Annotated in this window: 16 protein-coding genes; 4 read left to right on the forward strand and 12 right to left on the reverse strand. The window is 55.4% G+C overall.

Annotated features, from left to right (window positions below; genetic code table 11):
- Nucleotides 1-9 precede the first annotated feature (9 nt).
- From KO116_RS15545 to KO116_RS15555, 3 genes are all read left to right on the forward strand, one after another.
- Nucleotides 10-1,413, forward strand: coding sequence for a YcjX family protein (locus KO116_RS15545; RefSeq protein ID WP_035555950.1), 1,404 nt, complete (start codon nucleotides 10-12; stop codon nucleotides 1,411-1,413).
- Complete coding sequence (locus KO116_RS15550) at nucleotides 1,410-2,447, forward strand: YcjF family protein (RefSeq protein ID WP_035555952.1); 1,038 nt, start codon at nucleotides 1,410-1,412, stop codon at nucleotides 2,445-2,447. The genes KO116_RS15545 and KO116_RS15550 overlap by 4 nt, the downstream gene beginning before the upstream one ends.
- A gap of 107 nt (nucleotides 2,448-2,554) precedes the next feature.
- Nucleotides 2,555-4,195, forward strand: coding sequence for a BCCT family transporter (locus KO116_RS15555; protein ID WP_045812275.1), 1,641 nt, complete (start codon nucleotides 2,555-2,557; stop codon nucleotides 4,193-4,195).
- Nucleotides 4,196-4,292: 97 nt separating this feature from the next.
- Here KO116_RS15555 and KO116_RS15560 read toward each other — a convergent pair whose 3' ends face one another.
- The 9 genes from KO116_RS15560 to KO116_RS15600 form a co-directional block, all read right to left on the reverse strand.
- A complete protein-coding gene (locus KO116_RS15560) occupies nucleotides 4,293-5,414 on the reverse strand; it encodes an ABC transporter ATP-binding protein (protein WP_035555953.1) in 1,122 nt (373 codons plus the stop codon).
- 37 nt (nucleotides 5,415-5,451) lie between these two features.
- Nucleotides 5,452-6,330: a carbohydrate ABC transporter permease gene (locus KO116_RS15565; RefSeq protein ID WP_035555955.1), complete on the reverse strand. Its 879-nt coding sequence runs from the start codon at nucleotides 6,328-6,330 to the stop codon at nucleotides 5,452-5,454.
- Nucleotides 6,323-7,249: a carbohydrate ABC transporter permease gene (locus KO116_RS15570; protein ID WP_035555957.1), complete on the reverse strand. Its 927-nt coding sequence runs from the start codon at nucleotides 7,247-7,249 to the stop codon at nucleotides 6,323-6,325. The genes KO116_RS15565 and KO116_RS15570 overlap by 8 nt, the downstream gene beginning before the upstream one ends.
- Before the next feature lie 135 nt (nucleotides 7,250-7,384).
- Nucleotides 7,385-8,644, reverse strand: a complete 1,260-nt coding sequence (locus tag KO116_RS15575) for an ABC transporter substrate-binding protein (RefSeq protein ID WP_035555959.1) — start codon at nucleotides 8,642-8,644, stop codon at nucleotides 7,385-7,387.
- A 111-nt stretch (nucleotides 8,645-8,755) separates the two neighbouring features.
- Nucleotides 8,756-10,267: an ATP-binding protein gene (locus KO116_RS15580; RefSeq protein WP_035555961.1), complete on the reverse strand. Its 1,512-nt coding sequence runs from the start codon at nucleotides 10,265-10,267 to the stop codon at nucleotides 8,756-8,758.
- The gene (locus tag KO116_RS15585; RefSeq protein ID WP_035555963.1) at nucleotides 10,264-10,989 is read right to left on the reverse strand and encodes a response regulator; all 726 of its coding nucleotides are present in this window, start codon (nucleotides 10,987-10,989) and stop codon (nucleotides 10,264-10,266) included. The genes KO116_RS15580 and KO116_RS15585 overlap by 4 nt, the downstream gene beginning before the upstream one ends.
- Before the next feature lie 197 nt (nucleotides 10,990-11,186).
- Nucleotides 11,187-11,756, reverse strand: coding sequence for a hypothetical protein (locus KO116_RS15590; protein WP_035555965.1), 570 nt, complete (start codon nucleotides 11,754-11,756; stop codon nucleotides 11,187-11,189).
- 28 nt (nucleotides 11,757-11,784) lie between these two features.
- Nucleotides 11,785-13,536 carry a KAP family P-loop NTPase fold protein gene (locus KO116_RS15595; protein WP_082072609.1) on the reverse strand — a complete coding sequence of 584 codons (1,752 nt, stop codon included), beginning with the start codon at nucleotides 13,534-13,536 and terminating at the stop codon, nucleotides 11,785-11,787.
- A gap of 319 nt (nucleotides 13,537-13,855) precedes the next feature.
- Complete coding sequence (locus KO116_RS15600; protein WP_035555967.1) at nucleotides 13,856-14,653, reverse strand: Cof-type HAD-IIB family hydrolase; 798 nt, start codon at nucleotides 14,651-14,653, stop codon at nucleotides 13,856-13,858.
- A 173-nt stretch (nucleotides 14,654-14,826) separates the two neighbouring features.
- Between KO116_RS15600 and KO116_RS15605 the strand changes: the two genes are divergently transcribed.
- Nucleotides 14,827-16,767 (forward strand): exoribonuclease II, encoded by a 1,941-nt coding sequence (locus KO116_RS15605; RefSeq protein WP_035555970.1) that lies wholly within the window; start codon nucleotides 14,827-14,829, stop codon nucleotides 16,765-16,767.
- 143 nt (nucleotides 16,768-16,910) lie between these two features.
- Here KO116_RS15605 and tnpC read toward each other — a convergent pair whose 3' ends face one another.
- Genes tnpC through tnpA form a run of 3 tightly spaced genes read right to left on the reverse strand, consistent with a single transcriptional unit; the run spans nucleotide 16,911 to nucleotide 19,276 of the window.
- Nucleotides 16,911-18,545 carry an IS66 family transposase gene (gene tnpC, locus KO116_RS15610; protein ID WP_035565164.1) on the reverse strand — a complete coding sequence of 545 codons (1,635 nt, stop codon included), beginning with the start codon at nucleotides 18,543-18,545 and terminating at the stop codon, nucleotides 16,911-16,913.
- Nucleotides 18,546-18,590: 45 nt separating this feature from the next.
- A complete protein-coding gene (gene tnpB, locus KO116_RS15615) occupies nucleotides 18,591-18,959 on the reverse strand; it encodes an IS66 family insertion sequence element accessory protein TnpB (protein ID WP_035565167.1) in 369 nt (122 codons plus the stop codon).
- A complete protein-coding gene (gene tnpA / locus KO116_RS15620; protein ID WP_035565170.1) occupies nucleotides 18,959-19,276 on the reverse strand; it encodes an IS66 family insertion sequence element accessory protein TnpA in 318 nt (105 codons plus the stop codon). The genes tnpB and tnpA overlap by 1 nt, the downstream gene beginning before the upstream one ends.
- Nucleotides 19,277-19,751 lie beyond the last annotated feature (475 nt).

Genomic DNA, 19,751 nt, shown 5'->3' on the forward strand with positions numbered 1-19,751 from the left:
ATCGAAAGGATGCGTCAGCCGTTAAGTCGCGAACTGAGCAATTTGTTAGAGCGGGGGCGGGATCGCCAGTTGCGCTTAGCGGTAACGGGCCTCTCGCAAGCAGGCAAAACCGCTTTTTTGACCTCGCTGGTCAATCAACTGCGTCACGCTGGCGTTGAGGCGCGGCTCGATTTGCTGCCCGCTGCCAGGGAAGGCCGCCTGCTCGGCGCCCAGCGGCTTAACCAGCCCGACCTGGGCGTGCCGCGTTTTCCCTACGACCCCGGCATGGCTGCACTGCGCGATACGCCCCCGCGTTGGCCGGAGCCCACCCGCGGGATCAGCGAGTTACGCTTACAGCTACGCTACCGCCCTGCCCGCAGCGGCTGGTTAACCCCAGAAATTGCCCACCTCACTCTCGACCTGTTCGACTACCCCGGCGAGTGGTTGCTCGACTTACCGCTGTTGCAGCATGACTTTTACAGCTGGAGCAAAGCCCAGGCCATGTACGCAGGTGAACAACGCCGCGGTCTTTTCAGTGAGTGGCTGGCAGCGGTGGAACAACTCGACCCTGCAAGCGAGGCGGATGAGGCTCAGCTCGCCGCTCTGGCCGAGGAGTACGCCCAGGGCCTGCGCCGCGCCAAAAAGGCCGGTTTCTCCGACCTGCAGCCGGGGCGTTTTTTGCTGCCGGGCGAGCTGGAAGGGGCGCCTGTGCTGCAGTTTTTCCCGCTACCGCAGCTTAATTCAACTCAACTTGATACCTCCAGAGAAGCGCTTGAGGCACTGCCCGCCAACAGCCTTTACGCTACCCTGGCAGCTCGCTTTCGCTACTACCAGCAGCAGGTGGTCAAGCCCTTTTATCGCGACCACTTCCGCCGCTTTGACCGCCAGATTGTACTGGTGGACGTGCTTGGCGCACTCAATGCCGGGCCGGAGCGCTTTGAAGACCTTTCCAGTGCGCTACGCCAGTTAATGCACAGCTTTGATTATGGTCAACGCAGTCTACTGACGCGCCTGTTCGCGCCTAAAATAGACCGCCTGGCGATTGCCGCCACCAAAGCCGATCACGTCACTCCCGATCAACACGGCCACTTGGTGCAGCTGTTAGAGGCCCTGCTGGCAGAGCCACTCAAAGATCTACGCTTTGCCAACGTACCGGTCAAAGCGCTCTCGCTGGCAGCGATTCGCGCCACGGAAGCCCGCGAGGTGACCCATGAGGGTAAGCGCTCACCTGCTCTGCGAGGCACCACATTGGAAGGCGAAGAGGTGCTGGTTTACCCCGGCGATGTGCCCGCCCGGCTGCCCGCTGCCGATTTTTGGCAGCAGCAGGGCTTTGACTTCCCCGGCTTTCGCCCGATGCAAACCACTTCAGAAGCGCTGGATCATATTCGCATGGACGCCGCCATCGACTGGCTGATTGGAGATAAACTGACATGACAACCCCACAGCCACGGCGCCACTTTACGTTGGATGACCAGCCCGAAGAGGCCGCTGATGCGGAGACGCTCTTGCGCCAGCGCGAAGCCTTTGCTGGCACTAGCGAGCACCATCCGCTAGCGCCCCTTCCCGAAGATAAAGCGCTACCTGCTGCCAGTTTAGGTGCCCCGCGTAAACGCCGCTGGGGGCTGCTATTTGCCTTGGTGGGTGGTGCCGGGCTAGGCACAGCCGAGCTGGTCACCGGCATTCCTGATGCGATGGCTCAGTCACAGTGGCTCGCCATTGCCTGGCAGTTGTTCGGGATTAGCCTGATTGGTCTAGGGGGCGTTTCACTGCTGAAAGAGTTGGGGCGTTTGCGCCGCCTTAAACGCCACGACAAACTGCGCGGCGACCTTGCCGAACTGCCGCTGCGCTCACCCAAACAGGCCCGGGCCATGGCCGAGCAGTTGAGGCGCCAACTTAAACTAGCCGACGATGACCCGCACTGGCTGGCCTTTCAACGCGCTAGCCAACCCCACCATAGTGGTGAGGAGATCCAGACACTGCTGCGTTATCACCTGCTAACACCGCGTGACCGCGAGGCCCAGCGCCTGATTACGCGTATGTCCGGTGAAACCGCCATCATGGTCGCCATCAGCCCGCTAACGCTGGTGGATATGGCGCTGGTAGCCTGGCGCAGCCTGGCGATGGTGGATCGACTCTGCCGCCTGTATGGCCTTGAGCTGGGCTACGCCAGCCGCCTGCGGTTGTTTCGTAACGTGCTGCACAACATGGCTTTTGCCGGTGCCAGCGAATTGGCCACCGACGCCAGTATGGATATGCTCTCGCTGGATTTAGCCAGCCGCCTCTCCGCACGCGCAGGCCAAGGCCTCGCCACCGGGCTGCTTAGCGCGCGCCTTGGGTTACGCGCCCAGCGGCTCTGCCGTCCGGTGCCCTTCACTGTCGATGAACAGCCCAAGATTGCCGATCTGCGCCAAGATTTATGGCGGCAGATCAAGCAGTTGGATAAAGATAAAGTGCCGCAGAGCCGTTGATAAAACAACCTCCACAAGCTGTTTTTTAACCACTAGATGGGATTCAACGCTGATTATCCTCATGATGGAGGTTTATCATGGCATCCTCCAATGAAGAGACGCAGTGTATGAACCATCCTAATGAATCAGAGTCGCCTTCGGCAGCGAGCGATATGCAGACCGACTATATTGTCGGTCAAGACAATATCAAGGGGCAGTTTGGCCCCATCGGATTCGACATCCACAACCGCGTCTTTGTGGTCTCCGCGCTTGCTTCGGCCATTTTCATCATCCTCACCCTGCTGTTTCCAGAGCGAGCGGAAAGCGTTTTCCAGTCCATTGTCGCCTTCTCTACGGGAACGCTGGACTGGTATTTCATGATCCTGGTCGATTTCTTTATTCTGTTCTGCTTAGCACTGGTGGTGCTGCCTTATGGCTCAGTCAGACTGGGCGGGGCCGATGCCCGACCGGATCACAGCTATCTCTCCTGGTTCGCTATGCTGTTCACCGCGGGCATCGGCATCGGCCTGCTGTTCTTCGGCGTACTCGAGCCGGTTTACCATGCCAATGTCTCGCTGCCCTTGGGCGTCGAGTCCCCGTTTGGTGCTGACGGTGAGCTAAACCCAGCGGCGATTGCTGATGCCAGTGCCTTAGGGCTTGCCGGCACCTATCTCCACTGGGGTATCCATGGCTGGGCGGTGTATATCGTCATGGCGCTAGCGCTGGGCCTGTTTACCTATAACAAGGGCCTACCGTTCTCGATTCGCTCGGCGTTCTTTCCCATCCTCGGCGAGCGTGTCTGGGGCTGGTGGGGCCATGTGATCGATATCCTGGCGGTGTTTTCCACCCTCTTCGGGCTGGCAACGTCCCTCGGGCTCGGCGCCCAGCAGGCCAATGCGGGGATGAACTTTGTCTTCGGCCTGGAAGTCAGCACCTTAACCCAGGTCATCGTCATCATTCTGGTAACGGCGGTGGCGCTGGTGTCGGTTTGGCGCGGTCTTGAGGGCGGTTTGAAGAAGCTCTCCGAGATCAACATGATCCTGGCCGTTCTGTTCTTCTTTTTCGTGCTCTTCGCTGGTCCCACGCTTTTGGCGCTAAGCGGCTTCTGGTCGGGGCTTACCACCTATGTCACGGACTTTATTCCTCTATCCGCGCCCTTCGGTCGCGAGGACGATGCCTACCGTCAGTCCTGGACGATTTTCTACTGGGCGTGGTGGATTAGCTGGGCACCTTTTGTGGGGATGTTTATTGCTCGTGTTTCTCGGGGGCGCACGGTGCGTGAGTTTATCCTCTGCGTTTTGCTGGTTCCCAGTCTGTTTATCTTTATCTGGATGGGCGTCTTTGGCTCGACCGCCCTTGAACAGCTCTACGCTGACCCGGCGGGCAGCCTGGTGAAAGAGTATGTCATCGACAACTACAGACCCGAGCTTTCGCTGTTCGGCATGCTGAACGAGCTACCGTTGACGGGCCTAATGTCGACCCTGGGTATCGTCCTGGCGCTGATCTTCTTTGTCACCTCCTCGGATTCCGGCTCTCTGGTTATCGATACCATCACCGCCGGTGGTAAAATCGACGCGCCGCGGCCACAGCGTATGTTCTGGGCAGTCATCGAGGGCCTGATCGCGATTGTGCTGCTTATCGGTGGTGGTCTGACCGCGCTTCAGGCAGGGGTCACCGCCACCGCTATTCCGTTCTCGATTGTGATGTTGCTATTGTGCTACTCGATTATCAAGGCGCTCAATGGCGAGTTGCGGCTTATCCGAAAGTGATACCTGCAGCTAAAACCTTTAGGCAACTGTAAAAAAGGCCCTCTGCTGAAACCAGCAGAGGGCCTTACTATTTCACAACAGGTTCAAACCAAGTTGATTACGCAATACGCTGCTCGGTCTCCGCATCAAATAGAATCGCCCGGCCCATATCAACACGCAGCGATAAGCGCTCCCCTGCCGCCACCGCGCATTTGGGCCCAACACGGGCAGTCACTTCCTGTTCGCCCAAGGGTAAACGCAGCAGGATATCCGCCCCGGTAGGTTCGACTACCGCCACACTGGCGCTCAGCAGCGTTCCTTCCGCTTGGGACGTTAAGCGCTCATCCTCTTCGCTGAAGTGCTCTGGGCGTAGGCCGAGAATAACCGGTTGGTTAAGCCGTTCGGCCATATCTGCGGCGATGCGCTCTTCTGGCCAGGGCAGCACCAGCTCATCCTCACCGGGCGTGGCAATGCGCAGTTGATAACCGCCGTTGTTATTTTCCAGAGAGGTACGAATAAAATTCATCGACGGCGAGCCCATAAAACCCGCCACAAACATATCCACCGGGTTGTTGTAGACCTCATCCGGCGAGCCGAGCTGCAGAATATGGCCGTCGCGCATCACCGCAATGCAGTCGGCCAGGGTCATGGCTTCGACCTGGTCGTGGGTAACGTAAACGATGGTGGTACCCAGGCGCTGGTGGAGTTTTTTGATCTCGGTACGCATATCCACACGCAGCTTGGCATCCAGATTAGAGAGCGGCTCGTCAAACAGGTAGACCTTGGGCTCCCGAGCAAGCGCCCGCCCCATGGCTACCCGCTGACGCTGGCCGCCGGAGAGCTGCGCAGGCTTGCGTTCCAGCAGGTGAGTAATTTGCAGTAAGTCGGCTACCCGCTCCACGGCTGCTTCCCGCTCGGCTTTGGGCACCTTGCGCATCTCAAGCCCGAAGCTGATGTTCTGGCGTACGGTCATGCTGGGGTAAAGCGCGTAGGACTGAAACACCATGGCGATGTCCCGATCCGCGGGGGTGCGCCAGGTCACGTCTTCGCCATCGATATAGATATTGCCAGAGGTCACCGGCTCAAGCCCGGCAATGGCATTCATCAGCGTGGACTTACCGCAGCCTGAGGGACCAACCAGAATCAAGAACTCGCCGGAATCGATCGAAATGCTGACATCTTTGAGCACCCGCTCGCTGCCGAACTCTTTGCGTACGTTGTGGATTTCTAACGCTGCCATAATAAGGAACCCTATTTTTGTTAGGCTTTTAAAATAACTAACCTTTAACCGAACCCGCTGTCAGCCCGCGCACGAAGTATTTTCCCGCCAGCACGTACACCACCAGGGTAGGCAGCGCGGCAATCATTGCCGCCGCCATATCCACGTTGTACTCGCGAACGCCGGTGGAAGTATTCACCAGGTTGTTAAGCGCCACGGTAACGGGCTGGGTGTTGTGGGCTGAAAACGCTACGCCAAACAGAAAGTCGTTCCAGATTTGGGTGAACTGCCAAATTACCGACACCACGATGATAGGCGCGGAAACCGGCAGCAGAATGCGCCAGAAGATGCGGAAGAATCCGGCACCATCCAGCTTGGCAGCAGAGACCAGCTCATTGGGAATACCCACGTAGAAGTTGCGGAAAAACAGCGTGGTGAAGGCGATGCCAAAGACCACGTGAACCAGGATCAACCCCGCTCGGGAGCTGGAGATCCCCAGCCAGCCGAGGGTTTGCGCCATGGGCAGCAGCACCACCTGGAAAGGAATAAAACAGCCAAAAAGCATTAGTGCGAAGACTAATTCAGAGCCTTTAAAGCGCCATTTGGTCAGTGCATAGCCGTTAAGGGCGCCGATAGTGGTGGAGATCAGCACCGCTGGAATCACGATCGCAAAGGAGTTCCAGAAGTAGCCACCCACCCCCTCGCAGCGCATGCCGGTGCAGGCTTCGCCCCAGGCTTTCGTCCATGGCGCGAAAGTGGGATTTTGCGGAAACGAGAGCAGCGACCCGGCGCTGATTTCGCTCAGCGGCTTCACCGAGGTCATCAGCATCACCACCAGCGGCAGAATATAGAACAGCGCGGCGAGTATCAGCACGCCATAGAGCAGGCCACGGCCCAGCCGCGCAGCGGGCGTCTGACGACGAATCACATTAGCCATGCTTGCGGCTCCTTAATTCGGAGTAGAGATAAGGAATCAAAATCGCCAGCACGCCGCCCAACATCAGCATGGCGCTGGCCGAGCCTAAGCCAATCTGCGCGCGGGTAAACGCATGGGCATACATAAAGGTGGCGGGTAAATCGGTGGCATAACCCGGCCCACCGCCGGTGAGCGCAACGACCAGGTCAAAGCTCTTAATGGCAATATGGGCCAAAATCATCACGGCGCTGAACACCACCGGGCGCAGGCACGGCATCACCACGCGCCAATAAATCCGCGGCAGGCTAGCGCCATCTAGTTGTGCGGCTTTGATAATACTGTCGTCGATACCCCGCAGCCCGGCTAAAAATAGCGCCATCACAAAGCCTGACGCCTGCCATACGGCGGCAATCACCAGGGTATAAATCGCCATATCCGGGTCAGTGATCCAATCAAAGCGAAACGATTCAAAGCCCCAACTCTGGACCATGGCCTGAATACCCAATTGCGGGTTGAGTAGCCACTTCCACACCACCCCGGTCACGATAAACGACAGCGCCATGGGATAGAGGTAGATCGTGCGCAGTGCGCCCTCTTGGCGAATTTTCTGATCAAGCAGAATTGCCAGCAGCGAGCCAATCACCAGGCAAACTACCACGAACAACACGCCAAAAATCATCAGGTTGGTCGAGGCAACCCACCAGCGCTCATTGGCCATAAGGCGTGCATATTGACCAAAGCCGACAAAGTCGTAGCTGGGCAGCATGCGTGAGCTGGTTAGCGAGAGCACGAATGTCCACAACATGAAGCCGTAAACAAAGAACAGCGAAATGGCCACCGACGGTGCCAGCACCAGACGAGGCAGCCACGCCTGCAAACCGCCGGATGGCGTCGACCGCTTAGCGCCAACCCCTAAAGGCGACGCAGAGGTATTTTTCATGGGGAGGGAATCTCTCATGGAGAAGTATCCTTGCCAAGCAACATAGTGTCCTTGCTAAGCAAAATAGTGTTCTTGCTAAGCAGAATAGACGCCGCCATTGCAGCGGCGCCTGGAGAACGCAAGCGCTAGAAAAGCCTAGAAAGAGGCCGCTTCGGCGGCGCTCACCATACGTTCTGCCGCTTCTTCAGCGGGCATATCGGCGTCGTTGAAGTAGTTAGTCACCACGTCAAAAATGGCGCCCTGAATATCCGCGCGTACGGCCATACCGTGAGCCATACTGGGCACTAAGCCACCCTCTTCGGCGGTGCGCTGGAAATCAGCCAACGACTGCTGGGCACAGCTATCGAATTCGCTCATGTCCAGATCAGGCCGCGCAGGAATTGAGCCCTTGGCAAGGTTAAACGCCTCTTGGAAGGTAGGCTCAAGCACTAGTCGGGCTAACGCTTGCTGCGCTTCGCGCTCTTCGTCGTCGGTGACCCGGAACATGGCCAGGCTATCGATGTTGAAGGTGAACGCATCTTCGGTGCCCGGCGCTGCGGCACAGAGGTAATCTTCGCCGGCGGTCAGCCCTGCCGCGGTGAACTCACCTTTTGCCCAATCGCCCATCAGCTGAAAGCCGGCCACTCCCTCAATCACCATCGCAGTGGCAATGTTCCAATCGCGACCGGACATACCCTCATCCATCAGCTCGCGCATACGCTTGAAGTCTTCAAGGGCATCGATCATTTGTTCACCACCCAGGGCTTCAGGATCCAAATCTACCAATGCCTGCTGGTAAAACTCGCTGCCCTGGCCACCCAGCAGCACGCTTTCAAATACGGTCGCGTCCTGCCAAGCTTGACCGCCGTGAGCCAACGGTACGAAGCCCGCTTCGCGGATCGCCTCGCCTGCCTCGAACAACTCATCCAGCGTGGTGGGCATCTCTACCCCTGCCGCTTCCAGCACTTCCGGGTTGGCCCACAACCAGTTTACCCGGTGCACATTGACGGGCACCGCCACGTATTTGCCGTCGTGACGCATGATATCGGCCACGACTTCCGGCAGCAGTTCATCCCAACCTTCCGCATCGGCAACGCCGTTCAGGTCACCGAGCAGGCCAAGCTCACCCCACTCCTGAATTTCGGGGCCTTTGATTTGGGCGGCGGAGGGTGGGTTGCCCGACATGGCACGGGATTTAAGCACCGTCATGGCGGTTTCTCCGCCGCCACCGGCCACGGCGAAATCCTGCCAGCCGTAGCCTTCAGCTTCCATTAACTCTTTAAGCACGTTGGCAGCGCGAGCTTCACCACCGGACGTCCACCAGTGCAGCACTTCGACTTCATTGGCCTGGGCGGTACTGGCGAGCGAGGCTCCTGCCAGAGCAAGCACGAGGGTTGTCTTCTTAAACGTCGACATGGAGTCACTCCTTATATTGTTATTGTCCTCTCGGACGTGCGACATCCAAGAGGTTACGCCAAGGTGTGCGTCAACGGGAGTTACCGAGTACTGCATAGTGTTGGGGTTTTATTACAAACCTGTAATAGTTTCCTGGCGGGGTAGCGAGAGAGTCACCACCAGCCCACCATCAGCATGGTTGGCGAGCGTGATATCGCCGCCATGGGCACGGGCAATATGCCGGGCAATGCCCAACCCGAGGCCACTACCACCAGTATGTCGACTGCGTGAGGGTTCTAAGCGCACAAAGGGCGAAAACACCCGCCCCAGCTGCTCTTCGGGTATACCTGGGCCGTGGTCACGAATACGCATGGTGACAACATTGCCGTGATCGATTAGCTGCACATCGGCCTGCTTTCCATAGAACACCGCGTTCTCAAGCAGGTTTGCCAGGCAGCGCTTAAGCGCCAGCGGTTTGGCAATCAGCGGTGGAATAGGGTTACCGCTTTTAGTCTCGATAGTGACCTTACCGCCTTGAAGGCTAAGCTCCTCGGCCAGCTCTTCGACCATGTTCGTTAGATCAACGGGCGCGGGCTCTTCGTGCAGATCCAAGCCTTTCACTGAGGCCAAGGCGCCTTTAACCAAACTATCCAGCTCATCCAGTGAGGCGCAAAAACGCTCGCGCTGATAGTCGTCTTCGAGCATTTCAGCGCGCAGGCGCATGCGGGTTAAGGGGGTCTTTAAATCATGGGAAATCGCCGAAAACAGCCGCTCGCGCTCCTCAATCTGCTCGCGGATGCGCCGCTGCATACGGTTGAACGCCGCCGCAGTGGCAGCGACCTCTTTGGGGCCGCTCTCTTTTAGCGGCGGCATATCCAAATCATCGCCCAACTGATTCGCTGCCCGTGAAAGCCGCGCCAATGGCCGGGTCACGCTGGTTATGCCCAATAGCGAAAGCGCCAGCACACTCAGCAGCACCAGTAACCCGACCAGCAAACGCTCCTCAGAAAGCCAGCGATAGCCGCTGAAAATATCCGGTACGCCTAGCAGCGTGGCGACATACAGCCAGGTGTCCGGGGCAAGCTCCAGTTGAACCACTAAAATCGGTGGGGAGAGTGGCTCCATCAGCAGGCTGTGCTGCCCCCAGCGGGGCGGCAGGTCGTAAAGCAGCACTTCGTTATTAAGCACCCGCAGGTTTTCCGGGCGGGAGAACTCGACAATCACATCGTTAATATTGAGCTGCTGGGTGAGCACCGAACGCACGTTGTTTACCACCACCTCTTTTTCCGGCCCCGAGCCGATATCGTCGATAGTGAGCCTGCGTTCGTTGACGCTGACAAAAAAGCGCGTGCCGCCCATATTACGCAGCTGATCCAGCACGATGTGGCGGTAGTCAACGGGCAGTGAGCGGAAAAACTTCATGGTGGAGGCGATGCTAAACGCCATATTGGTGGACAGCTCATCCAACTGAGCCAAGTGGCTGGAGCGCACCTGAGAAGTCCAGATCGCGTAACTGGCCCCTTGGGCGACCAGCACTCCGGCGATCATGATGATCACGAAGCGCCCGCGCAGCGACGCCGGCAGCCAGCGGGCTACTCGTCTGGATAAACGCCGCCTGGTCTCGGCCCAGCCCACTTGTTTCACGTTAATGCATCGACCTGAGCGGTTAACACATAGCCTGCCCCGCGCACCGTTCGAATTAACTGCGAGTGCTGAGCATCTTCCCCCAGCCGTTGGCGCAGGCGGCAAACGTGGACATCAATGGAGCGATCAAGCGGCGGCGCGTCCCGCCCACGGGTAAGCGCGTAGAGATCATCCCGAGTGAGCACCTTCGCCGGATGCTCTAAAAACACCTGCAATAGCTGAAAATCAGCCCCAGACAGCGCGGCGCGCTCGCCCTCCAGGTCAATCAGCTCGCGAGTCATACGGTCGAGCTGCCAATTGCCGAAAGTGACCCAGCGCGCCTGCCCGGCGGGCAACGCTGGCGGAGCACTGCGGGTACGGCGGAGCACCGCTTTGATGCGCGCCAGCAGTTCGCGGGGATTAAACGGCTTGCCCAAGTAGTCATCCGCACCCAGTTCAAGGCCTAGAATACGGTCGGTCTCATCGGCACTGGCGGTCAACATGATAATCGGCACATCGCTGTGCTTTCGGACGTCGCGGCAGATGGTAAAGCCGTCATCACCGGGGAGCATTAAATCGACTATCAGCAAGTCGGGGGTATGTTCAGCGCGCAGCGAATGCAGCGCTTGGGCACCATCCGCCGTCAATACCCGGTAACCGTGCCGCCCCAGGTAGTCAGCGAGCAGTTCACAAATTTCCGGGTCATCGTCGACCACAATCAAAGTAGCAGGGGTTGTCGTCATCGCAGCGGGTTCAGCCCTACATTGTTGTCTTTATTGGGCCTTGATGATGGTCGAGGGGCTAGGCAGTAGCAATACCGCTACGACCAAGGTTGCATTAGTGTCGCAATTTAAAATGAATTCAGGATATCAAACCGCGTTTTTAACCATGCGGCAATGCAGGCTTCGCAGTAACATCAATTGAACGTATAAGTTAGAAATTAGTGTCGGGACTGCTTAATTGCCATTTCCAGCTCAGCAACTTTTTCACTGAATTCACCATCTTTCAACTGTTTCAAACGCATAGTGGTTTCGTTCCAGTCAAGAAATCGTGAAACGGATTCGGCTGACAGAGGATAATAAACCCTATCACTCATCGCCCAGCCTCTAAGGTGATCCAAAATTTTGAGAAATCCTTCGTCACTTTCGCAGTATTTTTGTACCCACGCGACGGCATCATCATTTTCAGATATGTTAATCCAGCCATATAGATAGGCTGAAACATCAGGCAAGCTTGGTATGATCTCTTTAATATCTGGCTGACGAACGCGCTCTCTCAGAATTTCGATTGCTTGATCAAGCACCTTTTCCGAAATTTCCCATTGATCTGGATGCTCAGCCTTATCGCCTACCTTACCGTGGCGAAAAAGCTGGTTTCGAAAAAAATAGCCAACTAACCAGTTTATGGCTTTTCCGTCACTTGCGATTTTTCGAACAGTTTCAGCTTGCTTATCAGGGTTTAAGACTTGTAACCGACTAGGCTTTGTACGAAAACTGCCTGCGCTCGACAATACGGCGTTAAAAATCGCCTCGAAATGCTCATTTACACCTCGTAAACTCCGCTTTCTCGTTAATTTTGCCTTGTCTAGTCTTCGCTCGCCGACTTTTCGTACAAAACCTAAGACAACACTGTGCAGCAGAATCAGCGGCCTGATCTACTGTAACAAAGAAGAAATCTTGATTATTCCCAACAGAAATTGCAGTGTCCATCATATCGGCAAATGCTAGAAGGAACCCCTCCAACTGCTTCTCATCAAGATTTGATATGCACCCATCATCCAGTCTATCTAACACATGCTCAAACCAAGTTTTACCAGAGCCCCGCCGTTTTTCAACTTCTTCAGAAAGGCGTGATACCAGTTTTTCAACATCAGATCTTGCCAACTCTAAAAGGCTATTGAAATCATTATCAGACATGACAGTCTTTGGGCCAGTGAGAGCGAAATAAAACCTATAATGTAGCGGGCTACCTAGCCTTTTTAAGCTTATGGTCTTTGAAACCGACATGGTGCCAGCTCGATTAAAAACACTCTCTTCAGGCTTTTTTTGGTTAGACACACCGGGAACAAATCGTTGCAAGCTCCAAATTGACTGAGCTGAACCAACGCCCTCTGACGGTAAAAGTTTTTTTAGAACTTTACCCATTTCAGCTCTTTCATCACTTGCAACAGTTGCATCACCGGTCACTAAAACTGAACGTACAGACAGGTATGACTCCAACCATTGATACAATTTATAATGTGTAGTTTTGATCAAATGTAGGCGACAGAAATCAGGAAAATATACATCGTCTTTAATCTGAGGAAACACAAAACGAATACCGTTCAGAGCGAGCTTTACTTCACGTGGAGTAGATAGCTTGCTTCCTTGCCGGTCAACAGCAGTTTTCAAGTCAACAAGTAACTCACCTGCGATCTTGTTACCCATCACTTCTTCATAGATTAATTGCGCTTCCTCTAAGAATTGTGTTCGAAGATCAAATGGCTCTGGAAGTGGTATACTGAATGTGAGTTGCACAATTTTTTGTAAGAAAAGATCACCATCATCTATTTTCAGGCCGGTTTTAAGTGCTTGTGCCAATACTTCCCGGTCATAGCACATTAAATAAGCAACTCTTGGAAAATCAGCGACAGAACGAACTAAGCGCACTACCTCAACTGCTTGTGCCGGTTCAAGACGATCAAGATCATCTAGGATGACAACAAACCCAATATCCAAATCTCGGATTTTTTGCCCTATTTCTTGCTTTAGTTCTGAAGGTGTCTTTTCTGTCGGCAACACCTGTTCTGCCGCGTTTGCACCTGCTTCAAGCGCACCGCCAACAAGCTGAGCTCCTGGGACAAGGTACCCTACAACATTTGCAATTGATGCGGCTCTTCGCGCTGTCTTTGGGCCGTAGTTACGGAGCAATTGACTGACTTCAGCCATCCTTTCCCTTGTTTCTCTGGCCTGCCCGCTATGAGCTTGAGCTATCTCATATTCTTTCTTATTTAATATCCCACTCATCGGCTCCAACAATGAAGCTACTAATGATGATGTATCTCCATTTAACCAAGGGGCAATTGTGATGGTATAAATTTCCTCATCTTGAGCGGCAACAAGCTCATGCCGAAGAAAATTTAGAAGCGAAGTCTTACCTGAACCCCACTTCCCCTCCAATCCAATGACTATGCCATCACCTTTCGATGCCTCAACGAGTGAAGGAGCCAGCCTCTCTGCCATACCAGCAAAACCAAATTTGTCCTTTGTTTCGTTCTCCAGTGCTCGATCAGAGTCCAATTGCGTTGTCATTTTGTCATCCAGTCAAGTTCGCTCAAACAATCTATATCGCTTGTTATCGGAGCTATCTATAATTTACCGAGGCTCATAGAACAACTTCAGTACTTGGGGCTACCTTATTGATAAAGGTATGTGAGTTAGTTGCTGACCTGGGTAAATCGCCAGTAGCTCAAGATCGTCCAACCCATCATCGGCGACAATGGTAGCAAGCGTGATTGTCATCGTGAAAAGCGTCCACTAAGTTATTATCTTTTATAGTAGCTAGATAAAGGTGAAGTGGAGCGCCCTACCTAACGCGAACAGCTGTCTACTAGGCTGGTTGAGGTAAGCGTTACAGTCCAAACCGTTTTTTCAACCATTCGGCAACAGCCGCTTCACCGTGATGACCGATACGCTCGGCGCCTTTTATACGGTCGAATAGATCAAGGTGGGCGTTGGCCATTACCTGGGCTTCCCCGGCTAAAACGAGCATTTCGGTATCGTTAAGATTGTCGCCAAATGCTAGGCAATCTGCGGGCGTTAAGCCCAGCCGTTCAAGCAGTGATGACAGCGCCACACCTTTGTTGACCCCACCGGCCATGATCTCCAGGGAGTCAATCGTCGAGTAGGTGATATGCAGCGCAGCGCCATGGGCCTTATGAGCCTGCTCTTCCAGCTGTTTCAGCGCCTCCGGGTCGCCTAGATAAAGCACTTTACCCACGCCGTTAATGTCCATCTGATCAGGCGGCACGACGTCATAACTAAACCCGGTAGAGGCGTGAAGAGATAATAGATGTGGGGCTTCGGCATCAATATGCCAGCCGCTTTCACGGTAGAGGTTCAAGCGCACCTGAGGCGGACGCGGGAGATTTATCAACGTTTTTGCATGCTCAGGGTCAACATGAGTAGCGGCCAGCAAGGTGCCTTTCGGGTCGTGCACATAGGCGCCGTTGGTACTGATCAAGTGCGCTGGTATATCCAACTGATCGCGAAATACCTTCATATCGTGATAGTGGCGCCCCGAGGCAAGCGCGACATGGTGGCCTTGCTTCGCCAGCACCCGCAGCACTTCAACCGTGCTTTCGTGCAGGGTATGGTCGCTTCCTAAAAGAGTGCCATCCAGGTCAGAAACAATCAGGCGGGGTGTCATAACGCGCTCCATATCCATGGGCGTTTAGCTTAACCGATTCTTTTGGACGCATGTAAGCCTTTGACGTGCCGTTACCAACGCTAACATTAGGGCCGACTTCGCATGGCGGCAATTGGCGTGGCAAGCGGGAATCCGTATAGTGGCACCCTAACTCTCGCCAACTGATTGAGCTCATGCTTCAGAATAACGCCATGCTTGCCCAGCTCAAGCAACAGATTCGTCAAACCACCCCCCGTGCTGAAGGGGTGATCAAAGCCACCGACAAAGGTTTCGGATTTCTCGAAACTGACGACGGTGAATCCTATTTCGTGCCGCCGCCCGCCATGAAGTTAGTGCTTCATGGTGATCGTGTGGAAGCGGTTATCCACGAGAACGGTGACAAAAAATCCGTTGAGCCTGAAAAGCTGATTGAAGCGGGGCTGGATCGGTTTGTTTCCCGCGTGCAGAAGCGCGAAGGCCGCCTGTCCGTCGTACCCGACCATCCGTCGATTAAAAATGTGATCAAGGCACGGATTAAGAACAGCCTTGATGAAGACACCATTGCTGACGGCGACTGGGTCGTTGCCCGCTTGGTGCGTCATCCGCTAAAAGCCGATGACCGCGCTTTCTTTGCCCAGATTGATGAGCTGGTCGCTAAAAGTGATGATCCGGCGGTACCATGGCGCGTCACGCTTGCCCGCCATGCGCTGGAGCAAGAGTGCCCCGATGCAGGCACCGACTGGCCGCTGATGGATGAAGGCCTGGCTCGCGAAGATTTAACCGCCACGCCCTTCTTCACCATCGATGGCGAGAAGACCCGCGATATGGACGATGCGCTGCACATCACACCTCGCGCTGAAGGCGGCTGGCAGTTGAGTGTCGCGATTGCCGACCCCACCGCTTATGTGGAAGAGGGCCATGCGGCTGATTTAGAAGCCCGCACCCGTGCTTTCACCGTTTACCTGCCCGGTCAGAACGTCACCATGCTGCCCGAGCAGCTAGCGGATGATCTCTGCTCGCTATGGGAAGGCAAGGATCGCCCCGCGCTGGCCTGTACGCTGAATATCAATGCCGACGGCAGCCTGGGCGAGTATCGTTTTTTTGCGGCGAACGTTAAGTCTCACGCCAAGCTTGTTTATGACAACGTCTCCGACTGGATCGAAGGTCAAGGCGACTGGGCGCCCACAGATGAGATTGCCGAGCAGCTCACCGCGCTGCGTGATTTGACCGAGGCACGTACCGCCTGGCGCAACGAACACGCGTTGGTGTTTAAAGACCGCCCTGACTACGTGTTTGATCTCGATCCCGCTGGCAACGTATTGGCCGTGCGCACCGAAGAGCGCCGCATTGCCAACCGCATGATCGAAGAGTCGATGATTGTGGCTAACGCCTGCTGCGCGGATTTCCTGGCCCAGCATATCGGTCACGGTATCTTTAACGTGCATCGCGCCTTCGAGCCAGAGAAAGCCGAAGCTGCCCAGGAATTCCTGGCAGGCCAGGAGATTGTGGTCGAACGCGAAGCGCTGACTGAGCTTGCCCGCTACACCGAGCTGAAGCGTGCACTGGAAAGCCGCGACGACGCTTGGCTGGATGCGCGCCTACGCCGCTTCCAGGGCTTCACCATGATGTCCGCACAGCCTGGCCCGCACTTTGGTTTGGGTCTGGCCGCCTACGCCACCTGGACCTCGCCAATCCGTAAGTATGGCGATATGGTCAACCACCGCCTGATCAAACGCGTGCTGAAAGGCGAACAGGCGCCCGCCGAAGCTACCCAGCAGCTCACCGAGCAGTTGACGGAGCGTCGCCGCCTGAATCGTATGGCCGAGCGCGATGTGAAAGATTGGCTCTACGTGCGCTACCTAACACCCGCCGCGCAGAACCAGGATACGTTTGAGGCCGAAATCATGGCCATCAACCGTGGCGGTATGCGCGTTCGTCTGCTGGAAAATGGCGCGACCGCCTTTGTTCCAGCCCCTTTAATGCACAGTGACCGCAGCAAAGTGGTGATTGATGATAAAGAGGGACGTATCCAGATAGAAGGCGAAGAGCGTTACAAGCTAGGCGACCCGCTTCGCGTCATCTTGACCGAAGCCCGCGAAGAGACCCGCTCGCTGGTAGCAAAGCCAGCAGTTTAGTCCTCACTAAACCATTAGTAATCGTTAACAACGGCGCCCTTTGGGCGCCGTTGTTGTTTTTGTGCGGGCATAAGTTATCTACTCAGCCTTACTCATGTTGCGGGCGAACTAAAAGTAAGCGCCATTAAACCGACCCACTTGCCCTAACCGTATTGAGCCACATTTTTTAAAGCTGGCAGCTCTGCATTCCAGGGTAAGAGCGTTTCGAGTTGTTCGAGGGTAACTGCATCGGCGATGTGCGTCAGCACATGATGGATGTAAGCCGACGGCTCCAGTCCGTTGGCCTTGGCCGTTTCGATCAGCGAGTAACAGGTGGCGCTGGCTTTCGCGCCCTGCGAGGTATCGGCGAACAGCCAGGCTTTTCTTCCCAGAGCGAACGGGCGGATGGCATTCTCGGCACCCGCGTTGCTGATTTTCAGGTCGCCACGTTCACAGTAGCCCACCAGGGTATCCCACTGGTTCAGGGTGTAATCCATCGCCTTGCGGGTGAGCGAGCCCTTCAGTACTTTGCTGGTGTTTTTATCCAGCCAGGCCTTGAAGGCATTCAGCAGCGGCAGGCTTTTTTCCTGGCGCACGCGATAGCGCTCGGCGTCGCTCAGTTCGTTCGCGGCTTTCTCGACGGCGTACAGTTTGCGGATGTGGCTGAGGGCCACATCGGCTTTCGATGGCTGGCCTTTTTTGCCCTTGGCTGGCGCGGCCCGGGAGGCTTCCACGAACTTGCGTCGGGCATGGTCCCAACAACCGATGCGGGTCAGGCCGTTTTCACGGCAGACTTGTCCATAGCCGGAATAGCCATCGGCTTGCAGGATGCCCTGGAAGTCATCCAGCAGGCGCACCGGCACCTTGCCACCTCGTGATGGATCATACTCGAACAGCACCGAGGGTTTTCCCGGTGGACCACCCCGGGTCACCCACATCCACTTGTCCGATTGGGCTTTTTTGCCATCCTCCTTGAGCACCTGGATCCGGGTTTCATCGGCCTGCAGGTAGTCACTGCCGTTCTGGGTTTCACGTATCAGGGTCATCAGCGGTTTGAACACGTCGTTCAGGCGGATGATCCAGTGGGCCATGCTGGTGCGGCTCAGGTCATGACCCAGGCGCTTGAACATCTGCTCCTGCCGGTACAGTGGCAGGCCATCGGCGTACTTGGAGGTGATCAGGTAAGCCAGTAGTGACGGTGTGGCAATGCACTTGCCCAGTGGGTGCTTGGACCGGGCGGCCGCAATGACATGCTCTTGGCCGTCTTGTTCGAACACCGCCTTTTCCTGCCAGTACTCCAGGACTTTCAGTTGGGCCGGGATATACTCCAGCTCTTCTTTCACTTTGGTGAAGAAGGTCTTGCTGGCGCCGGCTTTCTCGTCGTCGCTGAGGGTCAGCTCAATACGCTCACGCAAAAGCGTGTCGGAGAAGCCGCGTTGGCGGCGCTTGCGGGAGCGAGGCGGCGCATCGGCTTCTTCCACATCGTCAGGGAGTTCGTCGCGTAGTTCGTCAATCGCCACTTCCAGCTCGGCTTCATCGAACAACACGATCTGGTTGGGCTGTTTTTCACTGCTTGCGGCGAACTGCTGGATCTTCTTGTGACGCAGCAGCTCTTCGAGAATGGCGATGTAATTGTCGCGACGCCGGAGGGCCTCATCATGCTGCTGCAACTGACTCTGCAGAGCCGCTTCTTTCGCGGCCAGTTGTTCCTGCAAATCGTTGATAACCGCCGCCATTTCAGCGGGCGAGAGACCGCTGAAATCGGGTGTTTTGGGCGTGTTATCAGGCATTGTTTTCATGGCGAAATGATAGCAAAAACAACGCCCTGACACACTTAAAAAGTGCTACCCAACGCTCTCATAATGCAGGGTTTTATGGCCCTGCAGCAGGGTGATGTCGTAGCCGTCCAGCAACCAGTTGATCTGCTCGCCGTTCAGCGGCATCAGCTCATCCGACGGGCCCGGCCATTTAAATTTTTCCTCGGCCAGAGACTTGTAGTAAAGCACAAAGCCGTTGTCTTCCCACATCAGACACTTAATCTTGTTGCGCTGCCGGTTGGTGAACGCATAAAGCGCGCCGGAGAACGGGCTGTGCCCCAGCTCCTGCTCGACAATCAGCGCCAGCCCATTGGCCTGCTTGCGGAAATCGACAGGCTGTCGATACAGGTATATCTCCGGCAGGTCCCAGGAGGGGCGCAGATAGCGGTGGCGCATTACAGTTGCCTCAGCACGGCACCGAGCAACTCCACATTGCCAGCGTGCAGGCCGGTGATCGAGACGCCGCCGGGCAATGACACCGTTAATCCTTCTGACGACTCCGGACCAGGCACTGCCGATACCTTGGCAAACCCAGGCGACGACACGGGTTGCTCCGGAACCGCTGTCTCCGGTTCGGCCAGCTTTTTGCGCCAGTAAACAAAGCGGCAATAAGTCAGTGATTGCTGCTGGCAGTAGGCCATGCCGGACAAACCCGACGCCTGCCAGTCCTCGATATGCTGCTGCCAGAGACGTTTGCGTTCGGCGTGTGTCATGCTGATTCCTCCTGGTGTTTATGAGGAAATCAGTGTGGGCAATTTCAGGGCGTGGCTGTAGGTGCCGATTTATGGGCGCTTACAACTAAAACACGCTTCTCATCCTACGACTAATTTTTCTTAATGGCTTTCATACGCCACGTTGGCTTAACAGCAAATTTACAAACGGCCAACCAATAACGGGGAGAGGGTAGGCCTGAAAATCTGAGAGCGCCTGGCACATCTATTGGGTAGCACGCTTAGCTTCTAAAAATAAATTAATACTCATCATCCCTCCCTACTCAATCAGCGAAGTCTGCAGGAAATAATTATTTTGTCGTAATACCTCTATTAGAGAAAACTCGGATGGCTAATGATGAATTTTGCCTCAATATGGAGCAAATAAAATCTCAATATGAATACAATATTCTTTTCTAATGCAAACAATCAAACTCAAATAACTGTTTTAAATATTTTTTTTAAAAAATGGACTGAC

It is taken from the genome of Halomonas sp. KO116 (genome assembly GCF_000734975.2).
Lineage (GTDB): Bacteria > Pseudomonadota > Gammaproteobacteria > Pseudomonadales > Halomonadaceae > Vreelandella > Vreelandella glaciei.